Raw genomic sequence first — 18,284 nt, 5'->3', positions numbered from 1 at the left:
ACGTGCTCCTTAAAAACCCAGGCTGGACAACAGATCGTCGACATCGTCCTGGCTGGACACGACGTCTTCACGCTTATCGGCATGAATCTGCGGACCTTCACCCCGAGTCGGATGTTTTTCTTGATCTTTTTCAGCGCGCAGCTGCTGGTGGTCATGTTCGATCCCGGCAAAGCGGTCGACCTGGCTTGCCATCAGCACGAGCTTGAGCAGATTGCTTTCGACTTCGGTGACCAGCGCGGTCACCCGTTTGATCACCTGGCCGGTGAGATCCTGATAATCCTGGGCCAGGACGATATCGTTGAGATGGCCGGCGACCTTCTGATTACCTTCGGCGCTGTGCGTCAGAAAACTGTCCACACGCTTGACCAACTCACGGAATTCCGGCGCTGCCACCTCACGGCGCATGAACCGCTGCCAATCGGCGGACAGGCTCTGGGCCTCGGCGGCGAGGTCGTTGAGCACCGGGGTGCAGGCCTCTGCCAGGTCCATGGTGCGGTTGGCCGCACCTTCGGTGAGGCGAACCACGTAGGAGAGGCGTTCAGTGGCGTCGGTAATCTGCGACACTTCCTCGGCCTGCGGCATGGACGGGTCGATCTGGAAGTTGACGATTGCACTGTGCAGTTCGCGAGTAAGCTTGCCAACTTCCTGATACAGCCCGCGATCGCGGGTCTGGTTCAGTTGGTGGATCAGCTGTACCGCATCACCGAACCGGCCGCGCTCGAGGCTCTCGACCAGTTCCTGGGCATGCTTCTTAAGGGTTGATTCGAACTCACCCAAAGAGTTGTTGGTTGACTCCATTGCGCCCCCCAGACGTGACTCAGCCGTTGACGCGTTCGAAGATCTTTTCGATCTTTTCTTTCAGCGCCACGGCGGTGAAAGGCTTGACCACGTAGCCGTTGACGCCGGCCTGGGCAGCTTCGATGATCTGCTCGCGCTTGGCTTCTGCGGTGACCATCAGTACCGGCAGGTGCTTGAGGCGCTCGTCCGCGCGAACAGCACGCAGCAGGTCGATACCGGTCATGCCCGGCATGTTCCAGTCGGTTACCAGGAAGTCGAAGTGTTCGCTGGTGAGCATCGGCAGTGCCGTGTTGCCGTCATCAGCCTCCTTGACGTTGGTGAAACCCAGGTCACGCAACAGGTTCTTGATGATCCGCCGCATCGTCGAAAAGTCGTCAACGATGAGGATTTTCATGTCTTTGTTCAATTAGACCTCCAAGCAGTCTTAAACGCGCTCGGCGCCGAGCGCGCACTCAATCAATTCGGCACCACAAAAAAACGACTGCATCAAACCTGGTTCAACGCGCCCGCCATTCCCCCAGGCGGCTGCGCAGACGCGCCGCGCACTGGCTGTGCAACTGGCTGACACGCGATTCGCTGACCCCCAGGACCTCACCGATTTCCTTGAGGTTCAGCTCTTCGTCGTAGTACAGCGCCAGGACCAGGCGCTCGCGCTCCGGCAGGTTGGCAATCGCATCGGCCAGGGCGGCCTGGAAGCGCTCGTCCTCCAGGTCCCGCGATGGCTCCAGCTGGCCGCTGGCTCCGTCCTCGTGCAGCCCCTCGTGTTCGCCGTCCTGCAGCAGGTCGTCGAAACTGAACAGGCGACTGCCCAAGGTGTCGTTCAGAATCCCGTAGTAATCATCGAGACTCAATTGGAGTTCGGCAGCAACCTCGTGATCTTTAGCGTCGCGCCCTGTCTTTGCTTCAACACAGCGAATCGCGTCGCTGACCATACGCGTGTTGCGGTGCACCGAGCGCGGTGCCCAGTCGCCCTTGCGCACTTCGTCGAGCATGGCGCCGCGGATGCGGATGCCGGCGTAGGTTTCGAAGCTGGCGCCCTTGCTGGCGTCATACTTGTTGGCCACTTCCAGCAGGCCGATCATCCCGGCCTGGATCAGGTCCTCGACCTGGACGTTGGCCGGCAAACGCGCCAGCAGGTGGTAGGCGATGCGCTTGACCAGCGGCGCGTAGCGCTCGATCAGCTCGTACTGAGCGTCCTTGGCGGCCTTGCTGTACATCTTGAAACCGCTCGCGTTCATAGCACCGGCCCTGCACTGGTGGGCTGCACCAGGCGCTCGACGAAGAATTCCAGGTGTCCGCGCGGGTTGGCAGGCAGCGGCCAGCTGTCGACCTTCTGCGCAATGGCCTTGAAAGCCAGCGCGCACTTGGACCGCGGGAAGGCCTCGTATACAGCCCGCTGCTTCTGCACGGCCTTGCGCACACATTCGTCGTACGGCACGGCACCGACGTATTGTAGGGCGACGTCAAGGAAACGATCCGTGACCTTGGTCAACTTGGCGAACAGGTTGCGCCCTTCCTGCGGGCTCTGGGCCATGTTGGCCAGCACGCGGAAGCGATTCATCCCGTAGTCGCGGTTGAGCAGCTTGATCAGGGCGTAGGCGTCGGTGATCGAGGTAGGCTCGTCGCACACCACCAGCAGCACCTCCTGGGCGGCGCGGACGAAGCTGACTACCGAGTCACCAATACCCGCAGCGGTGTCGATCACCAGCACGTCGAGGTTGTCGCCGATCTCGCTGAAGGCCTGGATCAGGCCGGCATGTTGGGCTGGCGCCAGGTGCACCATGCTCTGGGTGCCGGAAGCCGCCGGGACGATGCGCACACCGCCAGGCCCCTGCAGCAGCACATCGCGCAGCTCGCAGCGACCCTCGATGACATCGGCCAGGGTACGCTTGGGCGTGAGCCCCAGCAGAACGTCGACATTGGCCAGGCCCAGGTCGGCGTCCAGCAACATGACCCGGCGGCCGAGCTCGGCTAACGCCAGAGACAGGTTCACTGAAACGTTAGTCTTGCCGACGCCACCTTTGCCACCGGTCACGGCGATCACCTGTACGGGATGCATGCTACCCATGTCTGTTCTTTACCTTGTCTCGCTTGGACCCAGGCCACATGAGGGGCTGAACGTTCAAGGCCACGGTACGGCCGGGCAACCCCATGATGTAGGTACTTTGCACAGTATTCACCCTCAACCCGCACGCTTGCCAGGGTTGTGGTAGAGATCAGCGAACATGTCGGCCATGGCCTCGTCGCTGGGCTCGTCCTGCAACTGCACACTGACCGCGCGACTCACCAGCTGGTGCTTGCGCGGCAGTTGCAGGTCGTCAGGAATGCGCGGCCCATCGGTCAGATAGGCCACCGGTAGTTCATGACTGATGGCTAGGCTCAGCACTTCGCCGAGGCATGCCGTTTCATCGAGTTTGGTCAGGATGCAACCGGCCAGGCCGCAGCGTTTGTAGCTGTGGTAGGCGGCGGTGAGCACCTGCTTCTGGCTGGTGGTCGCCAGCACCAGGTAATTCTTGGCGGCGATACCGCGCCCGGCCAGGGTCTCGAGCTGCATGCGCAGCGCCGGGTCGCTGGCCTGCAGGCCGGCGGTGTCGATCAGCACCACGCGCTTGCGCAGCAGCGGCTCCAGCGCCTGGGCCAGCGACTCGCCCGGATCGACATAAGTGACCGGCACATTGAGGATACGCCCGAGGGTCTTGAGCTGCTCCTGGGCACCGATGCGGAAGCTGTCCATGCTCACCAGCGCCAGGTTGTTCGCGCCGTACTTGAGTACATAGCGCGCGGCCAGCTTGGCCAGGGTGGTGGTCTTGCCCATGCCGGCCGGGCCGACCATGGCGATGACACCGCCCTCCTCGATCGGTTCGATCTCAGGTATGTCGATCATCCGCGCCAGGTGCGCCAGGACCATGCGCCAGGCATGACGCGGCTCTTCGATCTCGGCAGTGAGGTCGAGCAGCTCGCGCGCCAAGCCGCCTGACAGACCCAGGCGCTGCAGGCGGCGCCAGAGGTTGGCCTGCTGTGGCTTGCTGCCCTGCAACTGACTCCAGGCGAGCGAACCGAGCTGAACTTCCAGCAGCTCGCGCAGACCGGTCAGTTCGAAGCGCATGGCGTCGAACAGGCGCGGATCGACCGGGGCCGGCGCTGCGGCGGCGATCGGTGCAGGCTCATCCACATGCGCTTCGATCAACGGCTCGGACGCGGTCAGCGACTGGCCGGCGAACAGCTGACGGTTGCCGCCCTCGACGGCATCGCCGCGCCCGGTCAGTTCGGCCTGGGCGGTGACGATGCGCGACTGGGTCTTGCGTAGCTCGTCCTCGAGCTCCGCATTGGGCACGCGTGGGGCCAGGGCGGACAGTTTGTAGTCCAGCGCAGCCGTCAGTTCGACACCGCCAGCGATGCGCCGGTTGCCGATGATGGCGGCGTCGGAGCCGAGCTCATCCCGGACCAGCTTCATGGCCTGACGCATATCGGCGGCGAAAAAACGCTTAACTTGCATAACCCACTACCTCAGCCGTTCGGGCCCACGGTGGCAACGATGGTGACTTGCTTGTTGTCAGGTATTTCCTGATACGCCAAAACATGCAAATTCGGTACTGCCAGGCGACCGAAGCGCGACAGCATGGCGCGGATCGGGCCGGCAACCAGGAGGATAGCCGGCTGACCCTGCATTTCCTGACGCTGGGCCGCCTCGATCAACGAGCGCTGAAGCTTTTCGGCCATGCTCGGCTCAAGAAGAACACCATCTTCCTGACCCTGCCCGGCCCTTTGCAGACTATTGAGCAAGATCTGTTCCAACCTTGGTTCCAAAGTGATCACAGGCAGCTCGGACTCAACGCCAACAATGCTTTGCACGATGGCGCGGGACAATCCGACCCGCACCAACGCCACCAGCGCGGCGGTATCTTGACTCTTTGTCGGATTGTTGGCGATGGCTTCGGCAATGCTGCGGATGTCACGCACCGGCACCTGTTCGGCGAGCAACGCCTGCAAGACCTTGAGCAGGCCCGACAAGGAAATGACACCCGGCACCACCTCCTCGGCCAGTTTCGGCGAGACCTTGGCCAGCACCTGCAGCAGCTGCACCACCTCCTCGTGCCCGATCAGCTCGTGGCAGTGCTTCTGCAGGATCTGGTTGAGGTGGGTGGCGACCACGGTGCTGGCGTCGACCACGGTATAGCCCAGCGACTGCGCCTGGGCGCGCTGGCCGACATCGATCCACACCGCCTCCAGGCCGAACGCCGGATCGCGCGAGGCGATGCCGTTGAGGGTACCGAATACTTGGCCGGGGTTGATTGCCAGCTCCCGGTCCGGGTAGATCTCGGCTTCGGCCAGGATCACGCCCATCAGGGTCAGACGATAGGCGCTGGGTTGCAGGTCAAGGTTGTCGCGAATGTGCACGGTGGGCATGAGGAAACCCAGGTCCTGGGACAGTTTCTTGCGCACGCCCTTGATCCGCGCCAGCAGTTGGCCGCCCTGGTTGCGGTCCACCAGCGGGATCAAGCGATAGCCGACCTCCAGGCCGATCATGTCGATGGGGGTGACGTCGTCCCAGCCCAGCTCCTTGGTTTCCATGGCGCGCTGCGGCGATGGCAGCAGGTCCTGCTGGCGCTGGGCCTCCTGTTGGGCGACGGCTTTGGCCTTCTGTTGTTTCTTCCATACCAGGTAAGCGCCGCCACCGGCCAGTGCGCCGAGGCTGAGGAAGGCGACATGCGGCATGCCTGGGACCAGGCCCATGATGATCATCAGCGCGGCCGACACACCCAAGGCCTTCGGCGAGTCGAACATTTGCCGGTTGATCAGCTTGCCCATGTCCTCGGAGCCCGAGGCACGGGTGACCATGATCGCGGCCGCGGTGGACAGCAGCAGCGATGGCAATTGCGCCACCAAACCGTCACCGATGGTCAGCAGGGCATAGACCTTGCCGGCATCGGCAAAGGTCATGTTGTGCTGCAGCATACCGATGAGCATGCCGCCGATGAGGTTGATGAAGAGGATCAGCAGGCCGGCGATGGCGTCACCGCGGACGAACTTGCTGGCACCGTCCATGGAGCCGTAGAACTCGGCCTCCTGGGCGACCTCGGCGCGACGGGACTTGGCCTGGGCCTGGTCGATCAGGCCAGCGTTGAGGTCGGCGTCGATGGCCATCTGCTTGCCCGGCATGGCGTCGAGGGTGAAGCGCGCGCTCACCTCGGAGATGCGCCCGGCGCCCTTGGTCACCACGACGAAGTTGATGATCATGAGGATGGCGAACACCACCGCACCGACGACGTAATTGCCGCCAATCACCACTTCACCGAAGGCCTGGATCACCTTGCCCGCGGCGCCGTGACCTTCCTGGCCGTGGAGCATGACCACTCGGGTGGAAGCAACGTTCAGCGCCAGGCGCAGCAGCGTGGCCACCAGCAGGATGGTAGGGAACGCGGCGAAATCCAGAGGACGCAGGGCGTAGACGCAGACCAGCAAGACCACGATCGACAGGGCGATGTTGAAGGTGAAGAACACGTCGAGCAGGAACGGCGGGATCGGCAACATCATCATTGCCAGCATCACCAGCAGGAGCAGCGGCACGCCGAGGTTGCCCCGACCGAGACCGGCCAGGTTGTTACGGGCGCTGCTGATTAACTGAGTGCGATCCACCGCGATTCCTCTTCAAGCAAAACTTTGACGCCTGTGTGGCGACTGGCGCTGCCTTTGCAAGAAGCTTTCCAACTTTTCCGGGGGGCTTTTCTGGGGGGCTTTTCGGGGGGGCGGGTTCGGGTTCGGGTTCGGGTTCGGGTTCGGGTTCGGGTTCGGGTTCGGGTTCGGGTTCGGGTTCGGGTTCGGGTTCGGGTTCGGGTTCGGGTTCGGGTTCGGGCAAGAGTGTGGGCTTTGATTTCCGCATGCGCACTCTTTGGCGCTGTCGCCGCTCACTCACCTTTCAGTACGGGCGAACAAGCGTCGACATTGCCAATGAATGCGCATACAACTTACCAAACCACCGTACAATCGGTAATCGGCCAACCCATTAAAGCTGCCTTTGAAAGGGGCTATGGAAGCCCAGAAAAACCACTACCCATTGCGCCCAATAAGATAAAACTCACCCCGACTCCAAACCCCAAGCCACTCCTCCCCGTCGATCTCCCGGGAAACCGCCAGTTCCACCAACTGATAGAACACATTGCGATGCACCAGCGCTTCAAGGTTTCCACGCATCAACAGGTAAGGAGAGGGTTCATCGGTAACCGGATCGAACTCCACCCGCAGCGGATGGCCCGGCCCAGCCTCGACCTGATCGTCGACATTGCTGGTAAACCGCAGCACCTGCTGCTCCCCGCTGCCCTCGACATCCAGTAGCACGGCGACAAATGGTGCGTCATCGACCCGGATCCCGACCTTCTCCACCGGCGTAACCAGGAAGTAGTCGTCCCCGTCACGCCGAATGATGGTAGAGAACAACCGCACCATCGGCTTGCGACCGATCGGCGTCCCCAGGTAGTACCAGGTCCCGTCCCGGGCGATCCGCATGTCGATGTCACCGCAGAAGTCCGGGTTCCACAGGTGTACCGGGGGCAGCCCCTTGTGCGCGGGGATCTGCGCCAGCAGATCGTTGGCCTTGCCGGAATCGCTCATGACACGCTCGCTCAGTTGCTCATGCCCAGAAGGCTACGAGCGTACTCGCGCATCGGCGCGGCAAGCAAATCCTGTGGCGTGTTGTCGTGGAACGTCAACAAACCGCCGCGACTCTTGATACGCGCGGTGTCGATCAGGTAGCGCGTGCTGGTTTCGATCAGCATCATCTGCACCACGCCACGGTCCCAACCCAGGCGATCGACAGCCTGCTCGTCATACCACTCGTCACCGTTGCCGATGCGATCGTCGGTGCGGGCGAAACGGGTGTAGAGCACATAGTCGGCACCCACCGCGCGGGCCTCGGCGATCGCGTCTTCCAGACCCAGCGGCCCCTGGGCGCGACGCACCAGCGGGAAGTACTCGACGAAGCTTTTGAAGGCCTCCTCGGCGACTGCGTTCTGCCGTGGCACCGGCCCCTTGCCCGGCGGCACGAATGCGCCCTGGCCGATGAAGATGAACGAGTCCGGCTGCAGGCGGATCGACAGGGTACGGGTGGTGTCGCTGTGGTCCAGCAAGCCCGCATCACTCATGTGGTAACGGACGCCCTCCCCCATATCGCTGACATTCATGCAGCCGCCCAACGCCATCAGCGCCAGCAGCAAGACCAGGCTACGCATCTTTCCTCCAGAAACCGGTGACGAAAAACCGGCGAATAGCCGCAGGATGCAGCTTTTGCGCCAGAGTCAGCCGCCGATTACCTTCATCACCATCACATCGCCAGAGAACGCCACGTCCTGCTTGTCCGCCAGGGCCCTGACCAGCAGCCTCTGCAATGCCGGGAGCGCCTGATGTCGGGGCTTGTCCAGCAGGTCGCCGACAAAGTGACGATTGCTCGACGACAGGCAGCCATGCAGCCAGCCGGTGGACGACAAGCGCAGGCGCGAACAGCTGCGGCAGAACGGCACGCTCTCGTTGGCGATCACGCCGAAATGCCCCCTGCCGGGAATGCGGTAGCGCAGGGCCGTGGCATCCAGCGGGCGCGGCGCCTGCTCATAGCTGTACGACTCGCCGATCAGCGCCAGCAGTTGCTCCAGGCCAACGAACTGCTGCAGGAAGGCATTTGCGTCGCGCGCCAGGTGGCCCATGCGCATCAGCTCGATGAAGCGCAGCTCATAGCCCCGTTCGAGGCAGTAGTCGAGCAGCGGCAGCACCTGATCGAGGTTCTGTCCGCGCATGGGCACCATGTTGACCTTGATCGCCATGCCCGCAGCACTGGCCTGCGCCATGCCCGCCAGGACGCTGGCCAGGTCGCCGCCCCGGGCGATCCGGCGAAAGGCACTGGCGTCGAGAGTGTCGAGGGACACATTGAGCCGGCGGATACCGGCATCACGCAGCAGCGGCAGCTTGCGGGCGAGTAACTGACCGTTAGTGGTCAGGCTGATGTCGTCCAGCCCCAGGCCCGCCACCGCGCCGAGAAAGGCTTCCAGTCGCGGGCTGACCAGCGGCTCGCCGCCAGTGATGCGCAGCCGTTCGACCCCGGCCGCCTCCACCAGGTAGGCCACGCCCCGGGCCAGGGCATCCGCCGTGAGCTCGTCCTGCGCCGCCACCAGGCGCTTGCCATCGGGCACGCAGTAGGTGCAGGCATAGTTGCAGGCAGCAGTCAGGCTGACGCGCAGGTTGCGAAAGCGCCTGCCTTGACGATCGACGATCATGGATGACTCCGGCGTGGAAGATTCTGGCGGGCAAAACCTGACTCAAAAATCAGGTTTTTGCAAGCCTTCCCGTCGAAGCCTGGATGCAACGCGCCCGCCGAAGACTCGACGGGCGCGCCTTGGACGGCTTTAGTTCGAGGCTTCCGGGTCGCGCTTGCGCTTGTTGCCCATGCGCACGCCGATGTCCATGAGGAACTGGAAGAAACCTTCCTGATCTTCGAGCACATTGCTCCAGAACGGCGAGTGGTACAGCGCCACCGCGCCATGGACCAGCGCCCAGGCCGCGCAGTAGTGGAAGTACGGCGGCACGTCCTCGAGCTTGCCCTCGCTGATGCGCCCCTTGATCAGCTGGGTGAGGCGATCGAAGTTGGAGGCGCGGATGCTGTGTAGCTGCTCGACCATTTCCGGCACCTGATTGCCCTTGACCACCTTCTCTTCCAGGCGGTCGAACAACCGGTAGCGCTGCGGGTCGCGCATGCGGAACTCGAAGTAGGCACGCGACAGGGCTTCCTTGTCGCGGTCGACGTCAGCCGAATGCAACAGCTCATTCAGGTCGCGCTCGTAGTCGAGCATCAGGCGCAGGTAGATTTCCGCCTTGGACTTGAAGTGCTTGTAGATCGTGCCTTTGCCGATACCGACGGCGTCGGCGATCATCTCGACGGTGACGCTGTCTTCACCCTGTTCGAGAAACAGCTTGAGCGCCGTGTCGAGGATCTCTTGTTCGCGACGGCGAAACTCACGGACCTTGCGAGGTTCTTTCTGCATAAAGAAGGACTGGGATGACAATCGAAGCGGATTATTATGCCTAACTGGCGGCAAATTGCACGGATCTTCCAACCATGTCTGTGTTTCTTGATGAGTTCGAGCAGGCGCCGGGCCTGTGCTACCTGAATCACGCGGCGATCGCCCCCTGGCCGCGCCGGACCGCCGAGGCCGTGGCGCGCTTCGCCCAGGATAACGTCCGCCTGGGCGCCCGCGAATATCCCGCCTGGCTGGCCACCGAGCGCCGCCTGCGCGAACGCCTGGCACGCCTGCTGAATGCGCCCACCATCGGCGACATCGCCCTGGTGGGCAACACCTCCCAGGCGCTGTCGCTGGTGGCCTTTGGCCTGGACTGGCGGCCCGGCGACCAGGTCGTCATCAGCGACGAGGAATTCCCCTCCAACCGCGTGGTCTGGCAGGCCCTGGCTGATCGCGGGGTCGAAGTGGTCGAGGCAAGCCTGGCCGTCGCCGATCCGGAAGCGGCGCTGATCGCCGCCTGCGGCCCGCGAACGCGCTTGCTGTCGGTCAGCGCCGTGCAGTTCGCCAACGGCCTGCGCCTGGACCTGGCACGCCTGGGCGCCGCCTGCCGCCAGCGCGGCGTGCTGTTCTGCGTCGATGCGATCCAGCAGGTCGGCGCCCTGCCCTTCGATGTGCAGCACTACCAATGCGACTTCGCCATGGCCGACGGCCACAAGTGGATGCTCGGCCCCGAGGGGCTGGGGGTGTTCTATTGCCGTAGCGAGCTGCGTCGGCACTTGACGCTGCATACCTATGGTTGGCACATGCTCGAACACCTTGGCGACTTCGAACGCCGCCAGTGGCAACCGGCGCGCAGTGCGCGGCGCTTCGAGTGCGGCAGTCCGAACATGCTTGGCGCCTGCGCGCTGGAGGCCAGCCTGTCGCTGCTGGAGGATGTCGGCATGACGGTGGTCGCCGAACAGTTGGCGCAGCGGATCGAGCAGCTGTATCGAGGGCTCACGGCCATTCCTGGCGCGCAGTTGCACAGCCCGGGCGATCCTTCACGGCGGGCCGGCATCGTCAGTTTCAGCCTGGACGGCCATGCCAACGCCGACATTTATCGGGCCCTGAGCAATAACGGAGTAATTTGTGCAGTACGCGGCCCTGGGGTACGGTTTTCCCCACATTTCTATACCGACCACCGCCTGATCGACGAAGTACTGCGGCAGGTAGGACAGATTGCCATGCATTGAACGCGCAAGGGGCTGCGATCGTATTCCAAATCTGTTTAAAAAACGATCAATCGCCGCTGGCGAGGCGCCAATCCTGACCAATACTTGAAGTGTTGGCGCGGCGCATCCCCCCCAAGTGGCGCGTCGATAAAGGTGCCCAGGGACCGTGTGCCTTTGTTTTACTCCTAATGGTCTTAACCCGGATTCCCCCCCCAGAACCCGGGTTTTTTTTGCCCGGCTCGGAAGGTTCGGCGCAGCGACTTCAGGCCACTCTTGCCAGCGGGAACAGTCGCTTGAAGTTGCTGGTCGTCTGCTCAGCCAACTGCTCGTAGCTCACCCCGCGCAGCGACGCCACATACTCGGCCACTTCTCGCACATACTGCGGCAGGTTCGGCTTGCCGCGATGCGGGATCGGCGCCAGGTACGGCGAATCGGTCTCCACCAGCAGGCGATCCACCGGCACCTGCCGGGCCACCTCGCGCAGGGCGTCGGCATTGCGGAAGGTGACGATGCCGGACAGCGAGATGTAGTAGCCCAGGTCCAGCGCGGCCCTGGCCATCGGCCAGTCCTCGGTGAAGCAGTGCAGCACCCCGGCCTGGGGCAGGCTGGCCTCGCGCAGCAGCGCCAGGGTGTCCTCGCGGGCCGCCCGGGTATGCACGATGACCGGCTTGCCGGTCTGCCGCGAAGCCTCCAGATGCAGGCGGAACGAGGCCTGCTGCAACTCGGCGGCCTCCGGCTCGTAGTGGTAGTCCAGCCCGGTCTCGCCAATGGCCACCACATGCGGGTGGGCCAGTTCGCGCAGCAGCCACTCCAGGGCCGGCGTCTCGCCGGGCGCCAGGTCGAGCGGGTGCACGCCCACCGAGCAGTCCACGTCGGCATAGCGCTCGCTCAGCGCCTTGACCGCGCCGGCATTCTCGGCGCTCACGCCGATGCACAGGAAGTGCCCTACCCCGCGCTCACGGGCCGCCTGCAGGGCGGCGTCGAGAGAGCCCTGGTGGGCGCTCAGGTCGAGACGGTCGAGGTGGCAATGGGAATCTACGAGCATGGGAACACGACACACATGAATGAACGGTGGAAATCAGCGCATGCCCGGCAGCTGCACCCAGTGGGCGAGCAAGGCTTCGAGCAGCAGTACACGGTTGAGGTTGGCCTTGCCCAGCACCTTCTGGCGCTGTTCGAGGATCCACGCCTGGACCTCCAGCACCTTGCCCTGGCGGCTCTTCTGCGCCAGGTACTGCAGCACCTTGCGCATGTCGGCCAAGCCTAGTCCTTCCTCATCCTGGGTCAACTGGTAGCGCAGGATCAGGTGCGACCAGTCGCAGAACCAGTCGAACAGCAGCAGCAACGGCACGTTGCTCCAGGCCTCGGCCAGCTGACTGGGCGACTGCTGCTGCTTGAGCAACTTCTTCACCCCCTCGGCCACCAACGCACGCTGCTCGCGCACGCCCTGGGCCTGCAGGCTCACGGCCATCAGCGGCGAACCGGCGGCCAGGGTCAGCAGCTCCTCGCGCTCTTCCTCGGCGCTGCCGGCAAGGGCGGCGGCCAGCCAGGCGCGGCTCTGCTCCTGGCTCGGCTGCGGGCAGGCGACCTGCTGGCAGCGGCTCTTGATGGTTGGCAGCAGGCGGCTGGGCTGGTGGCTGACCAGCAACAGCACGGTATCGCCGGAGGGCTCTTCCAGGCTCTTGAGCAGGGCGTTGGAGGCATTGATGTTCATCGCCTCCACCGGCTCGATCAGCACCACCTTGCGCCCGCCCTGCTGGGCGGTTTGCACCACGAACGACACCAGATCACGCACTTGGTCGATCTTGATTGGCTTGTCGGCCTCCTCCGGCTCCAGCACGAAGTTGTCCGGGTGGCTGCCTGCCTTGAGCAACAGGCACGACTTGCACTGGCCGCAGGCATCCAACCCCTGCGGCTGCTGGCACAGCAGCCGTGCCATCAGGCGCTCGGCCAGGGCGCGCTTGCCGATGCCCTGGGGGCCGTGCAGCAGGTAGGCATGGGCATGCTGGGCACGCCCGGCCAGTTGTTGCCAGAGCGCCTGCTGCCAGGGGTAGGCATCAGCCACGGCAACGCTCCAGGATACTCGGCACCAGGGCGTCGATGGCCTGCTGCACCGCGCTCAGCGGCTGGGCGGCGTCCAGCAGCCGGTAGCGCTGCGGCTGCTGGCCGGCACGCTGCAGGTAGGCCTGGCGCACCGCCTCGAAGAAGGCCTGGCCTTCCTGCTCGAAGCGGTCCAGCCGGCCACGGGCCGCGGCACGGGACAGGCCGACCTCCACGGGCAGATCGAAGACCAAGGTCAGGTCAGGACGCAGCTCGCCCTGGACGAAGGCCTCGAGGATGGCGATGCGCTCCACCGGCAGGCCGCGGCCGCCACCCTGGTAGGCGTAGGTGGCGTCGGTAAAGCGATCGCACAGCACCACGGCGCCACGGGCCAGCGCCGGGCGGATGACTTCGGCCAGGTGCTGGGCGCGGGCGGCGAACATCAGCAGCAGCTCGGTGTCGACCGCCATGCGCTCCTCGCTCGGCGCCAGCAGCAGTTCGCGGATGCGCTCGGCCAACGGCGTGCCACCAGGCTCGCGGGTCATGACCACATCGACGCCCTGCTCGCGCAAACGTGCCGCCAGGTAATCGCGGTTGGTGCTCTTGCCGGCGCCTTCAGGGCCTTCCAGGGTGATAAACAAACCGCTCACGAGTGTTCCTTAGTGTCTGCTGGCACCGACGTGTCGGCCGGCGCGGATTCATCGGTGGGGGCCGGCGCATCGCTTTGCGGCGCGGGAGCAGGCGCCGCGTCCGGGGTCGCCTGCGGCGCTGACGTCGCCGGCTCGGCCTGCGGCGCAGGGCTGGAACGATAGTCTGCCCGACGCTTGAGCTGGAACTCGCGCACCGCGCTGTTGTGATCATCCAGGTCGTCGGAGAACACATGGCTGCCATCACCCCGGGCAACGAAGTACAGGCTCGAACCGTCGCTGGGGTTTAGCGCGGCGTGAATCGCCTCGCGTCCGACCATGGCGATCGGCGTCGGCGGCAAGCCGGTCATGGTGTAGGTGTTGTAAGGGGTCGGCTCGCGCAGGTCGGCGCGGGTAATCTTGCCGTTGTAGCGCTCGCCCATGCCGTAGATCACGGTCGGGTCGGTCTGCAGCATCATGCCCAAGCGCATGCGCCGCACGAACACGCCAGCGATCTGCCCACGCTCCTGGGGAATGCCGGTTTCCTTTTCCACCAGCGAGGCCATGATCAGCGCCTGGTACGGATCGCGATACGGCAGGTCGGCGCTGCGTTCGGCCCACTCCTTGGCCAGCACTTCGTCCAGACGCATGTAGGCCTGCTGCAGCAGCTCGACGTCGCTCATGCCGCGCACGAAGCGATAGGTGTCGGGGAAGAAGCGGCCCTCAGGGAACACACCGGTGTGGCCGAGCTTGTCCATCACTTCGGAATCGGACAAGCCTTCGAGGGTGTGCTTGAGCTTTTCATGCTTGGCCACCGCGGCACGCACCTGGCGGAAGGTCCAGCCCTCGACCAGGGTGAGGTTGTACTGCACCACGTCACCGCGCTTCCAAGCGTCGAACAACTGCCCCACGGTCATGCCCGGGGTCACCCGGTATTCGCCGGTATGCAGCGGCGTGCCCGCCATGTTGAAGCGCCAGTAAAGGCGCAGCCACAGCGGATCGTCGAGCAGGCCTTCGCTTTGCATGCGATAGAACATACGGTTGGGCGTCGTGCCGCCGGGCACGTCGAGCAGGCGCTCCTGCGCCACTTGCAGGGGCTGCTCCAGGACCGAGTTGACCTTCCAGGCGGCCCAGCCCAGTGCCAGGCCGGCGAGGATCAAGCTCATTTCCAGCAGCAGCAGGAATTTGCGTCTCACGAATCAGGTATCCAGTAACGTACGGGCAACGGCCTGCAGTTTACGGGTGAGCGGCCCGGCCGGCCAGTTCAGCGCGGCGAATTCACGCACGGGCCAGATGCCGTAGACACTGTTGCAGACGAACACTTCGTCGGCCTGCTCCAACGCCTCCAGCGGCAAGTCCCGTACCTGGGTGGGAATACCCAGCAACCGCGCCTGCTCCAGCAATGCCGCGCGCATCACCCCGGCCACGCCACAACGGCTCAGCTCGGCAGTCAGCAGCACGCCGTCACGCACCAGGAACAGGTTGCTGTACACCCCTTCGATCACCCGCCCTTGGGCGTCACGCATCAAGCCCTCGGCAAACGCCGGATCCTGCCATTCGGCGCGGGCCAGCACCTGCTCGAGGCGGTTGAGGTGTTTGAGCCCGGCCAGCAGCGGTTGTTCCGCCAACCGCGTCTGACAGGCGTACAGGCGCACGCCCTGTTCGGCATGTTCGCGAGGATAGGCCGGCAAGGGGCTGCCCTGAAGGATGCGCCGCGCCTGGGCGCCAGCCACCGGGGCATAGCCACGCTGACTGTCGCCGCGGGTCAGGATCAGCTTGGCGACGCCCTCGCCCAGCAGCTGGGCGAATTGCAACAGCTCATTGCGAACCAGCGCCAGGTCGGCCTCGATCGCCAGCCGCTGGCAACCCAGCGCCAGGCGGTCGAGGTGCAGGGCCAGCAGGCTGGGCCTGCCGCCGCGCACGGCAATGGTCTCGAACAGGCCATCGCCGTAGGCCAGGCCGCGGTTCTGCAGATTGACCGCAGCCGCGTCCTGGCCATCGATCCAGCTGTGCATCAGTCGGCGAACCGACGGAATACCAGCGAACCGTTGGTGCCACCGAAGCCGAACGAGTTGGACAGCACCACGTCGATCGGCATGCTGCGCGCCTGGTGAGGCACGAAGTCCAGGTCGCAGCCTTCATCGGGCTCGTCCAGGTTGATGGTCGGCGGCGCCATCTGGCTGTTGATCGCCAGGACGCTGAAGATCGCCTCCACCGCGCCGGCGGCGCCGAGCAGGTGGCCGGTCATCGACTTGGTCGAGCTGACCGCCAGCTTGTAGGCATGCTCACCGAACACGCGCTTGATCGCGGCCACTTCGGCCACGTCGCCGGCCGGCGTCGAGGTGCCGTGGGCGTTGATGTAGCTGACGTCCTCAGGCTGGATGCCGGCATCACGCAGGGCATTGGCCATGCAGCGGGCAGCACCTTCGCCGGAGTCGGGCGGCGAGGTCATGTGATAGGCGTCGCCGCTCATGCCGAAGCCGACCAGCTCGGCGTAGATGGTGGCGCCACGGGCCTTGGCGTGTTCCAGCTCTTCGAGCACCAGGGCGCCGGCACCGTCGGACAGCACGAAGCCGTCTCGGCCCTTGTCCCACGGCCGGCTGGCACGGGCCGGCTCGTCGTTGCGGGTCGACAGCGCGCGGGACGCACCGAAGCCGCCCATGCCCAGCCCGCAGGCGGCCATTTCGGCGCCACCGGCGATCATCACGTCGGCTTCGCCGTAGGCGATGTTGCGCGCGGCCATGCCGATGCAGTGGGTGCCGGTGGTGCAGGCGGTGGCGATCGCGTAGTTCGGCCCTTGCAGACCCAGGTGGATCGACAGGAAGCCGGAGATCATGTTGATGATCGAGCCCGGCACGAAGAACGGCGAGATCCGGCGCGGCCCTTGCTCGTGCAGGGTCTTGCTGGTCTCTTCGATGTTGGTCAGGCCGCCGATGCCCGAGCCCATGGCCACGCCGATGCGCTCGCGGTTGGCGTCGGTGATTTCCAGGCCGGCGTTGCGTACCGCCTGGAAGCCGGCCGCCAGGCCGTACTGGATGAACAGGTCGAGCTTGCGGGCCTCCTTGGCCGACAGGTACTGCTCGACTTCGAAGCCCTTTACCGAGCCGCCAAAACGGGTGGAGTAGGCAGACAGATCCGTATGCTCGATCGGACCGATGCCACTGCGGCCAGCCAGAATGCCCTGCCAGGTGCTCGGTACATCGGTACCCAGTGGCGACAGCATACCCATACCAGTGACCACGACGCGTCTACGCGACACAGTACTCTCCTCATTTCCAAATTACAGAGTCTCTTGCCAGTGCACTGGCGCGGCCAATGGCCTGGCAACAGACTCCGCTGATTGCAGGGCTTGCAAAGAAAAAACCGCACGCCGGCGACGGCAGTGCGGTTTTTCCCGACAAGTAGCGTCGACTGAAACGTCTTAGGCCTGGTGGGCGTTGACGTAGTCGATGGCAGCTTGAACGGTAGTGATCTTCTCGGCTTCTTCGTCAGGGATTTCGGTCTCGAATTCCTCTTCCAGAGCCATCACCAGCTCAACGGTGTCAAGCGAATCGGCACCCAGGTCCTCAACGAAGGAAGAGGTGTTCTTCACTTCATCTTCCTTGACGCCCAGTTGCTCGGCGACGATTTTCTTGACGCGTTCTTCGATGGTGCTCATACCTAGTTTTCACTCCTAATGGACATATGTCAGGCAGCTGGCCGGTGACCAAGTTTATAGGAAGACGCCTGCTTTTCAAGCGTAACGCGCCTTCCACCAGGCCACCGGGCCCTCTGCCCGGAATCTGGTTGCAGCTTTATAACGGATTTTAGGCTCGCAGTATGACTCTTTTTTGAAGCAATCCGTCACATTGAGTTGCGGTTTTTACATGTACATCCCGCCGTTCACCGGCACGGTGGCGCCGGTGACATAGGCTGCGCCGTCGGAAGCCAGGAAGGAAACCACTTTCGCGATCTCCTCGGCCTGGCCCAGGCGGCCCAGCGGAATCTCTTTTTGCAGGGCCTCGCGCTGCGCTTCTGGCAGCTCGCGGGTCATGTCGGTGTCGATGAAGCCCGGGGTCACCGAGTTGACGGTGATGCCACGCGAGCCCACTTCACGGGCCAGGGCACGGCTGAAGCCTTCCAGGCCGGCCTTGGCGGCGGCGTAGTTGGCCTGGCCGGCGTTGCCCATGGCACCCACCACCGAACCGATGCTGATGATACGACCCCAGCGGGCCTTGGTCATGCCGCGCAGCACGCCCTTGGACAGACGGTAGAGGCTGTTGAGGTTGGTGTCGATCACGTCGAACCACTCGTCGTCCTTCATCCGCAGCATCAAGTTGTCGCGGGTGATGCCGGCGTTGTTGACCAGGATGGCCGGCGCGCCGAACTGCTCGCCGATGGCGCCCAACACCGCGTCCACGGACTCAGCGCTGGTGACGTTCAGCTCAAGACCGGTACCGTTGATGCCGTGTTCTTTCAGGGTGGCGGCAATGCGCTCGGCGCCAGAGGCGGTGGTGGCGGTACCGATCACGGTCGCGCCCTGGCGGCCCAGCTCGAGGGCGATGGCCTGGCCGATACCACGGCTGGCGCCGGTGACCAGTGCAACTTTACCTTGCAGGCTCATGCAA

At 64.2% G+C, this 18,284-nt stretch carries 19 protein-coding genes; 1 reads left to right on the top strand and 18 read right to left on the bottom strand.

Going from position 1 to position 18,284, the window contains the following annotated elements; all coding sequences use genetic code 11:
• Positions 1 to 9: 9 nt before the first annotated feature.
• The 10 genes from K5H97_RS08385 to K5H97_RS08340 all read right to left on the bottom strand — a co-directional run bounded on the left by K5H97_RS08385 (position 10) and on the right by K5H97_RS08340 (position 9,824).
• A complete protein-coding gene (locus K5H97_RS08385) occupies positions 10 to 798 on the bottom strand; it encodes a protein phosphatase CheZ (RefSeq protein ID WP_028691006.1) in 789 nt (262 codons plus the stop codon).
• 19 nt (positions 799 to 817) lie between these two features.
• Positions 818 to 1,192: a chemotaxis response regulator CheY gene (locus K5H97_RS08380; RefSeq protein WP_172402424.1), complete on the bottom strand. Its 375-nt coding sequence runs from the start codon at positions 1,190 to 1,192 to the stop codon at positions 818 to 820.
• A gap of 103 nt (positions 1,193 to 1,295) precedes the next feature.
• A complete protein-coding gene (gene fliA / locus K5H97_RS08375; RefSeq protein ID WP_028691004.1) occupies positions 1,296 to 2,036 on the bottom strand; it encodes an RNA polymerase sigma factor FliA in 741 nt (246 codons plus the stop codon).
• Complete coding sequence (gene fleN / locus K5H97_RS08370; protein ID WP_016393812.1) at positions 2,033 to 2,866, bottom strand: flagellar synthesis regulator FleN; 834 nt, start codon at positions 2,864 to 2,866, stop codon at positions 2,033 to 2,035. Before fleN ends, fliA begins: the two co-directional genes overlap by 4 nt.
• Before the next feature lie 114 nt (positions 2,867 to 2,980).
• Positions 2,981 to 4,294: a flagellar biosynthesis protein FlhF gene (gene flhF / locus K5H97_RS08365; protein ID WP_028691003.1), complete on the bottom strand. Its 1,314-nt coding sequence runs from the start codon at positions 4,292 to 4,294 to the stop codon at positions 2,981 to 2,983.
• Between the two features lie 11 nt (positions 4,295 to 4,305).
• The gene (gene flhA / locus K5H97_RS08360) at positions 4,306 to 6,435 is read right to left on the bottom strand and encodes a flagellar biosynthesis protein FlhA (RefSeq protein ID WP_028691002.1); all 2,130 of its coding nucleotides are present in this window, start codon (positions 6,433 to 6,435) and stop codon (positions 4,306 to 4,308) included.
• A gap of 411 nt (positions 6,436 to 6,846) precedes the next feature.
• Positions 6,847 to 7,407: a DUF1285 domain-containing protein gene (locus K5H97_RS08355; RefSeq protein WP_028691001.1), complete on the bottom strand. Its 561-nt coding sequence runs from the start codon at positions 7,405 to 7,407 to the stop codon at positions 6,847 to 6,849.
• Positions 7,408 to 7,418: 11 nt separating this feature from the next.
• Positions 7,419 to 8,024: a DUF4823 domain-containing protein gene (locus K5H97_RS08350; RefSeq protein ID WP_028691000.1), complete on the bottom strand. Its 606-nt coding sequence runs from the start codon at positions 8,022 to 8,024 to the stop codon at positions 7,419 to 7,421.
• A 66-nt stretch (positions 8,025 to 8,090) separates the two neighbouring features.
• On the bottom strand, positions 8,091 to 9,059 hold the full coding sequence (locus tag K5H97_RS08345; protein WP_028690999.1) for a GTP 3',8-cyclase MoaA: 969 nt from the start codon (positions 9,057 to 9,059) through the stop codon (positions 8,091 to 8,093).
• A 129-nt stretch (positions 9,060 to 9,188) separates the two neighbouring features.
• Positions 9,189 to 9,824 (bottom strand): TetR/AcrR family transcriptional regulator, encoded by a 636-nt coding sequence (locus tag K5H97_RS08340; protein ID WP_028690998.1) that lies wholly within the window; start codon positions 9,822 to 9,824, stop codon positions 9,189 to 9,191.
• Positions 9,825 to 9,898: 74 nt separating this feature from the next.
• On the opposite strand from K5H97_RS08340, the gene K5H97_RS08335 reads away from it, so the two are divergent.
• On the top strand, positions 9,899 to 11,032 hold the full coding sequence (locus tag K5H97_RS08335; RefSeq protein WP_028690997.1) for an aminotransferase class V-fold PLP-dependent enzyme: 1,134 nt from the start codon (positions 9,899 to 9,901) through the stop codon (positions 11,030 to 11,032).
• A gap of 241 nt (positions 11,033 to 11,273) precedes the next feature.
• On the opposite strand, the gene K5H97_RS08330 is transcribed toward K5H97_RS08335, so the two are convergent.
• The 8 genes from K5H97_RS08330 to fabG form a co-directional block, all read right to left on the bottom strand.
• The gene (locus tag K5H97_RS08330; protein ID WP_028690996.1) at positions 11,274 to 12,056 is read right to left on the bottom strand and encodes a TatD family hydrolase; all 783 of its coding nucleotides are present in this window, start codon (positions 12,054 to 12,056) and stop codon (positions 11,274 to 11,276) included.
• A 33-nt stretch (positions 12,057 to 12,089) separates the two neighbouring features.
• Positions 12,090 to 13,076: a DNA polymerase III subunit delta' gene (locus K5H97_RS08325; protein ID WP_028690995.1), complete on the bottom strand. Its 987-nt coding sequence runs from the start codon at positions 13,074 to 13,076 to the stop codon at positions 12,090 to 12,092.
• The gene (gene tmk, locus K5H97_RS08320) at positions 13,069 to 13,701 is read right to left on the bottom strand and encodes a dTMP kinase (RefSeq protein ID WP_028690994.1); all 633 of its coding nucleotides are present in this window, start codon (positions 13,699 to 13,701) and stop codon (positions 13,069 to 13,071) included. Before tmk ends, K5H97_RS08325 begins: the two co-directional genes overlap by 8 nt.
• Entirely contained in the window at positions 13,698 to 14,873 is a 1,176-nt protein-coding gene (mltG, locus tag K5H97_RS08315; protein ID WP_028690993.1) for an endolytic transglycosylase MltG, read from the bottom strand. The genes tmk and mltG overlap by 4 nt, the downstream gene beginning before the upstream one ends.
• Before the next feature lie 3 nt (positions 14,874 to 14,876).
• Positions 14,877 to 15,692: an aminodeoxychorismate lyase gene (gene pabC / locus K5H97_RS08310; protein ID WP_028690992.1), complete on the bottom strand. Its 816-nt coding sequence runs from the start codon at positions 15,690 to 15,692 to the stop codon at positions 14,877 to 14,879.
• Positions 15,692 to 16,936 carry a beta-ketoacyl-ACP synthase II gene (gene fabF / locus K5H97_RS08305; protein ID WP_028690991.1) on the bottom strand — a complete coding sequence of 415 codons (1,245 nt, stop codon included), beginning with the start codon at positions 16,934 to 16,936 and terminating at the stop codon, positions 15,692 to 15,694. The genes pabC and fabF overlap by 1 nt, the downstream gene beginning before the upstream one ends.
• Before the next feature lie 162 nt (positions 16,937 to 17,098).
• Positions 17,099 to 17,335, bottom strand: coding sequence for an acyl carrier protein (acpP, locus tag K5H97_RS08300; protein WP_028690990.1), 237 nt, complete (start codon positions 17,333 to 17,335; stop codon positions 17,099 to 17,101).
• A gap of 204 nt (positions 17,336 to 17,539) precedes the next feature.
• Positions 17,540 to 18,280: a 3-oxoacyl-ACP reductase FabG gene (gene fabG / locus K5H97_RS08295; RefSeq protein ID WP_023630496.1), complete on the bottom strand. Its 741-nt coding sequence runs from the start codon at positions 18,278 to 18,280 to the stop codon at positions 17,540 to 17,542.
• Positions 18,281 to 18,284: the final 4 nt, after the last annotated feature.

Origin of the sequence: Pseudomonas mosselii, assembly GCF_019823065.1 — a bacterium.
Taxonomy (GTDB): domain Bacteria; phylum Pseudomonadota; class Gammaproteobacteria; order Pseudomonadales; family Pseudomonadaceae; genus Aquipseudomonas; species Aquipseudomonas mosselii.
The sequence above is the reverse complement of the archived record's forward strand: the minus strand, read 5'-3'. Positions and strand labels throughout refer to the sequence as shown.

Excerpts from the sequence above, each read along its gene's own strand:
- K5H97_RS08380 (WP_172402424.1), bottom strand. The coding sequence starts at position 1,192 with ATGAAAATCCTCATCGTTGACGACTTTTCGACGATGCGGCGGATCATC.
- K5H97_RS08340 (WP_028690998.1), bottom strand. The coding sequence starts at position 9,824 with ATGCAGAAAGAACCTCGCAAGGTCCGTGAGTTTCGCCGTCGCGAACAA.
- fabG (WP_023630496.1), bottom strand. The coding sequence starts at position 18,280 with ATGAGCCTGCAAGGTAAAGTTGCACTGGTCACCGGCGCCAGCCGTGGT.
- flhF (WP_028691003.1), bottom strand. The coding sequence starts at position 4,294 with ATGCAAGTTAAGCGTTTTTTCGCCGCCGATATGCGTCAGGCCATGAAG.
- fleN (WP_016393812.1), bottom strand. The coding sequence starts at position 2,866 with ATGGGTAGCATGCATCCCGTACAGGTGATCGCCGTGACCGGTGGCAAA.
- K5H97_RS08355 (WP_028691001.1), bottom strand. The coding sequence starts at position 7,407 with ATGAGCGATTCCGGCAAGGCCAACGATCTGCTGGCGCAGATCCCCGCG.
- K5H97_RS08330 (WP_028690996.1), bottom strand. The coding sequence starts at position 12,056 with ATGCTCGTAGATTCCCATTGCCACCTCGACCGTCTCGACCTGAGCGCC.
- acpP (WP_028690990.1), bottom strand. The coding sequence starts at position 17,335 with ATGAGCACCATCGAAGAACGCGTCAAGAAAATCGTCGCCGAGCAACTG.
- K5H97_RS08350 (WP_028691000.1), bottom strand. The coding sequence starts at position 8,024 with ATGCGTAGCCTGGTCTTGCTGCTGGCGCTGATGGCGTTGGGCGGCTGC.
- K5H97_RS08385 (WP_028691006.1), bottom strand. The coding sequence starts at position 798 with ATGGAGTCAACCAACAACTCTTTGGGTGAGTTCGAATCAACCCTTAAG.
- pabC (WP_028690992.1), bottom strand. The coding sequence starts at position 15,692 with ATGCACAGCTGGATCGATGGCCAGGACGCGGCTGCGGTCAATCTGCAG.
- K5H97_RS08345 (WP_028690999.1), bottom strand. The coding sequence starts at position 9,059 with ATGATCGTCGATCGTCAAGGCAGGCGCTTTCGCAACCTGCGCGTCAGC.
- K5H97_RS08335 (WP_028690997.1), top strand. The coding sequence starts at position 9,899 with ATGTCTGTGTTTCTTGATGAGTTCGAGCAGGCGCCGGGCCTGTGCTAC.
- fliA (WP_028691004.1), bottom strand. The coding sequence starts at position 2,036 with ATGAACGCGAGCGGTTTCAAGATGTACAGCAAGGCCGCCAAGGACGCT.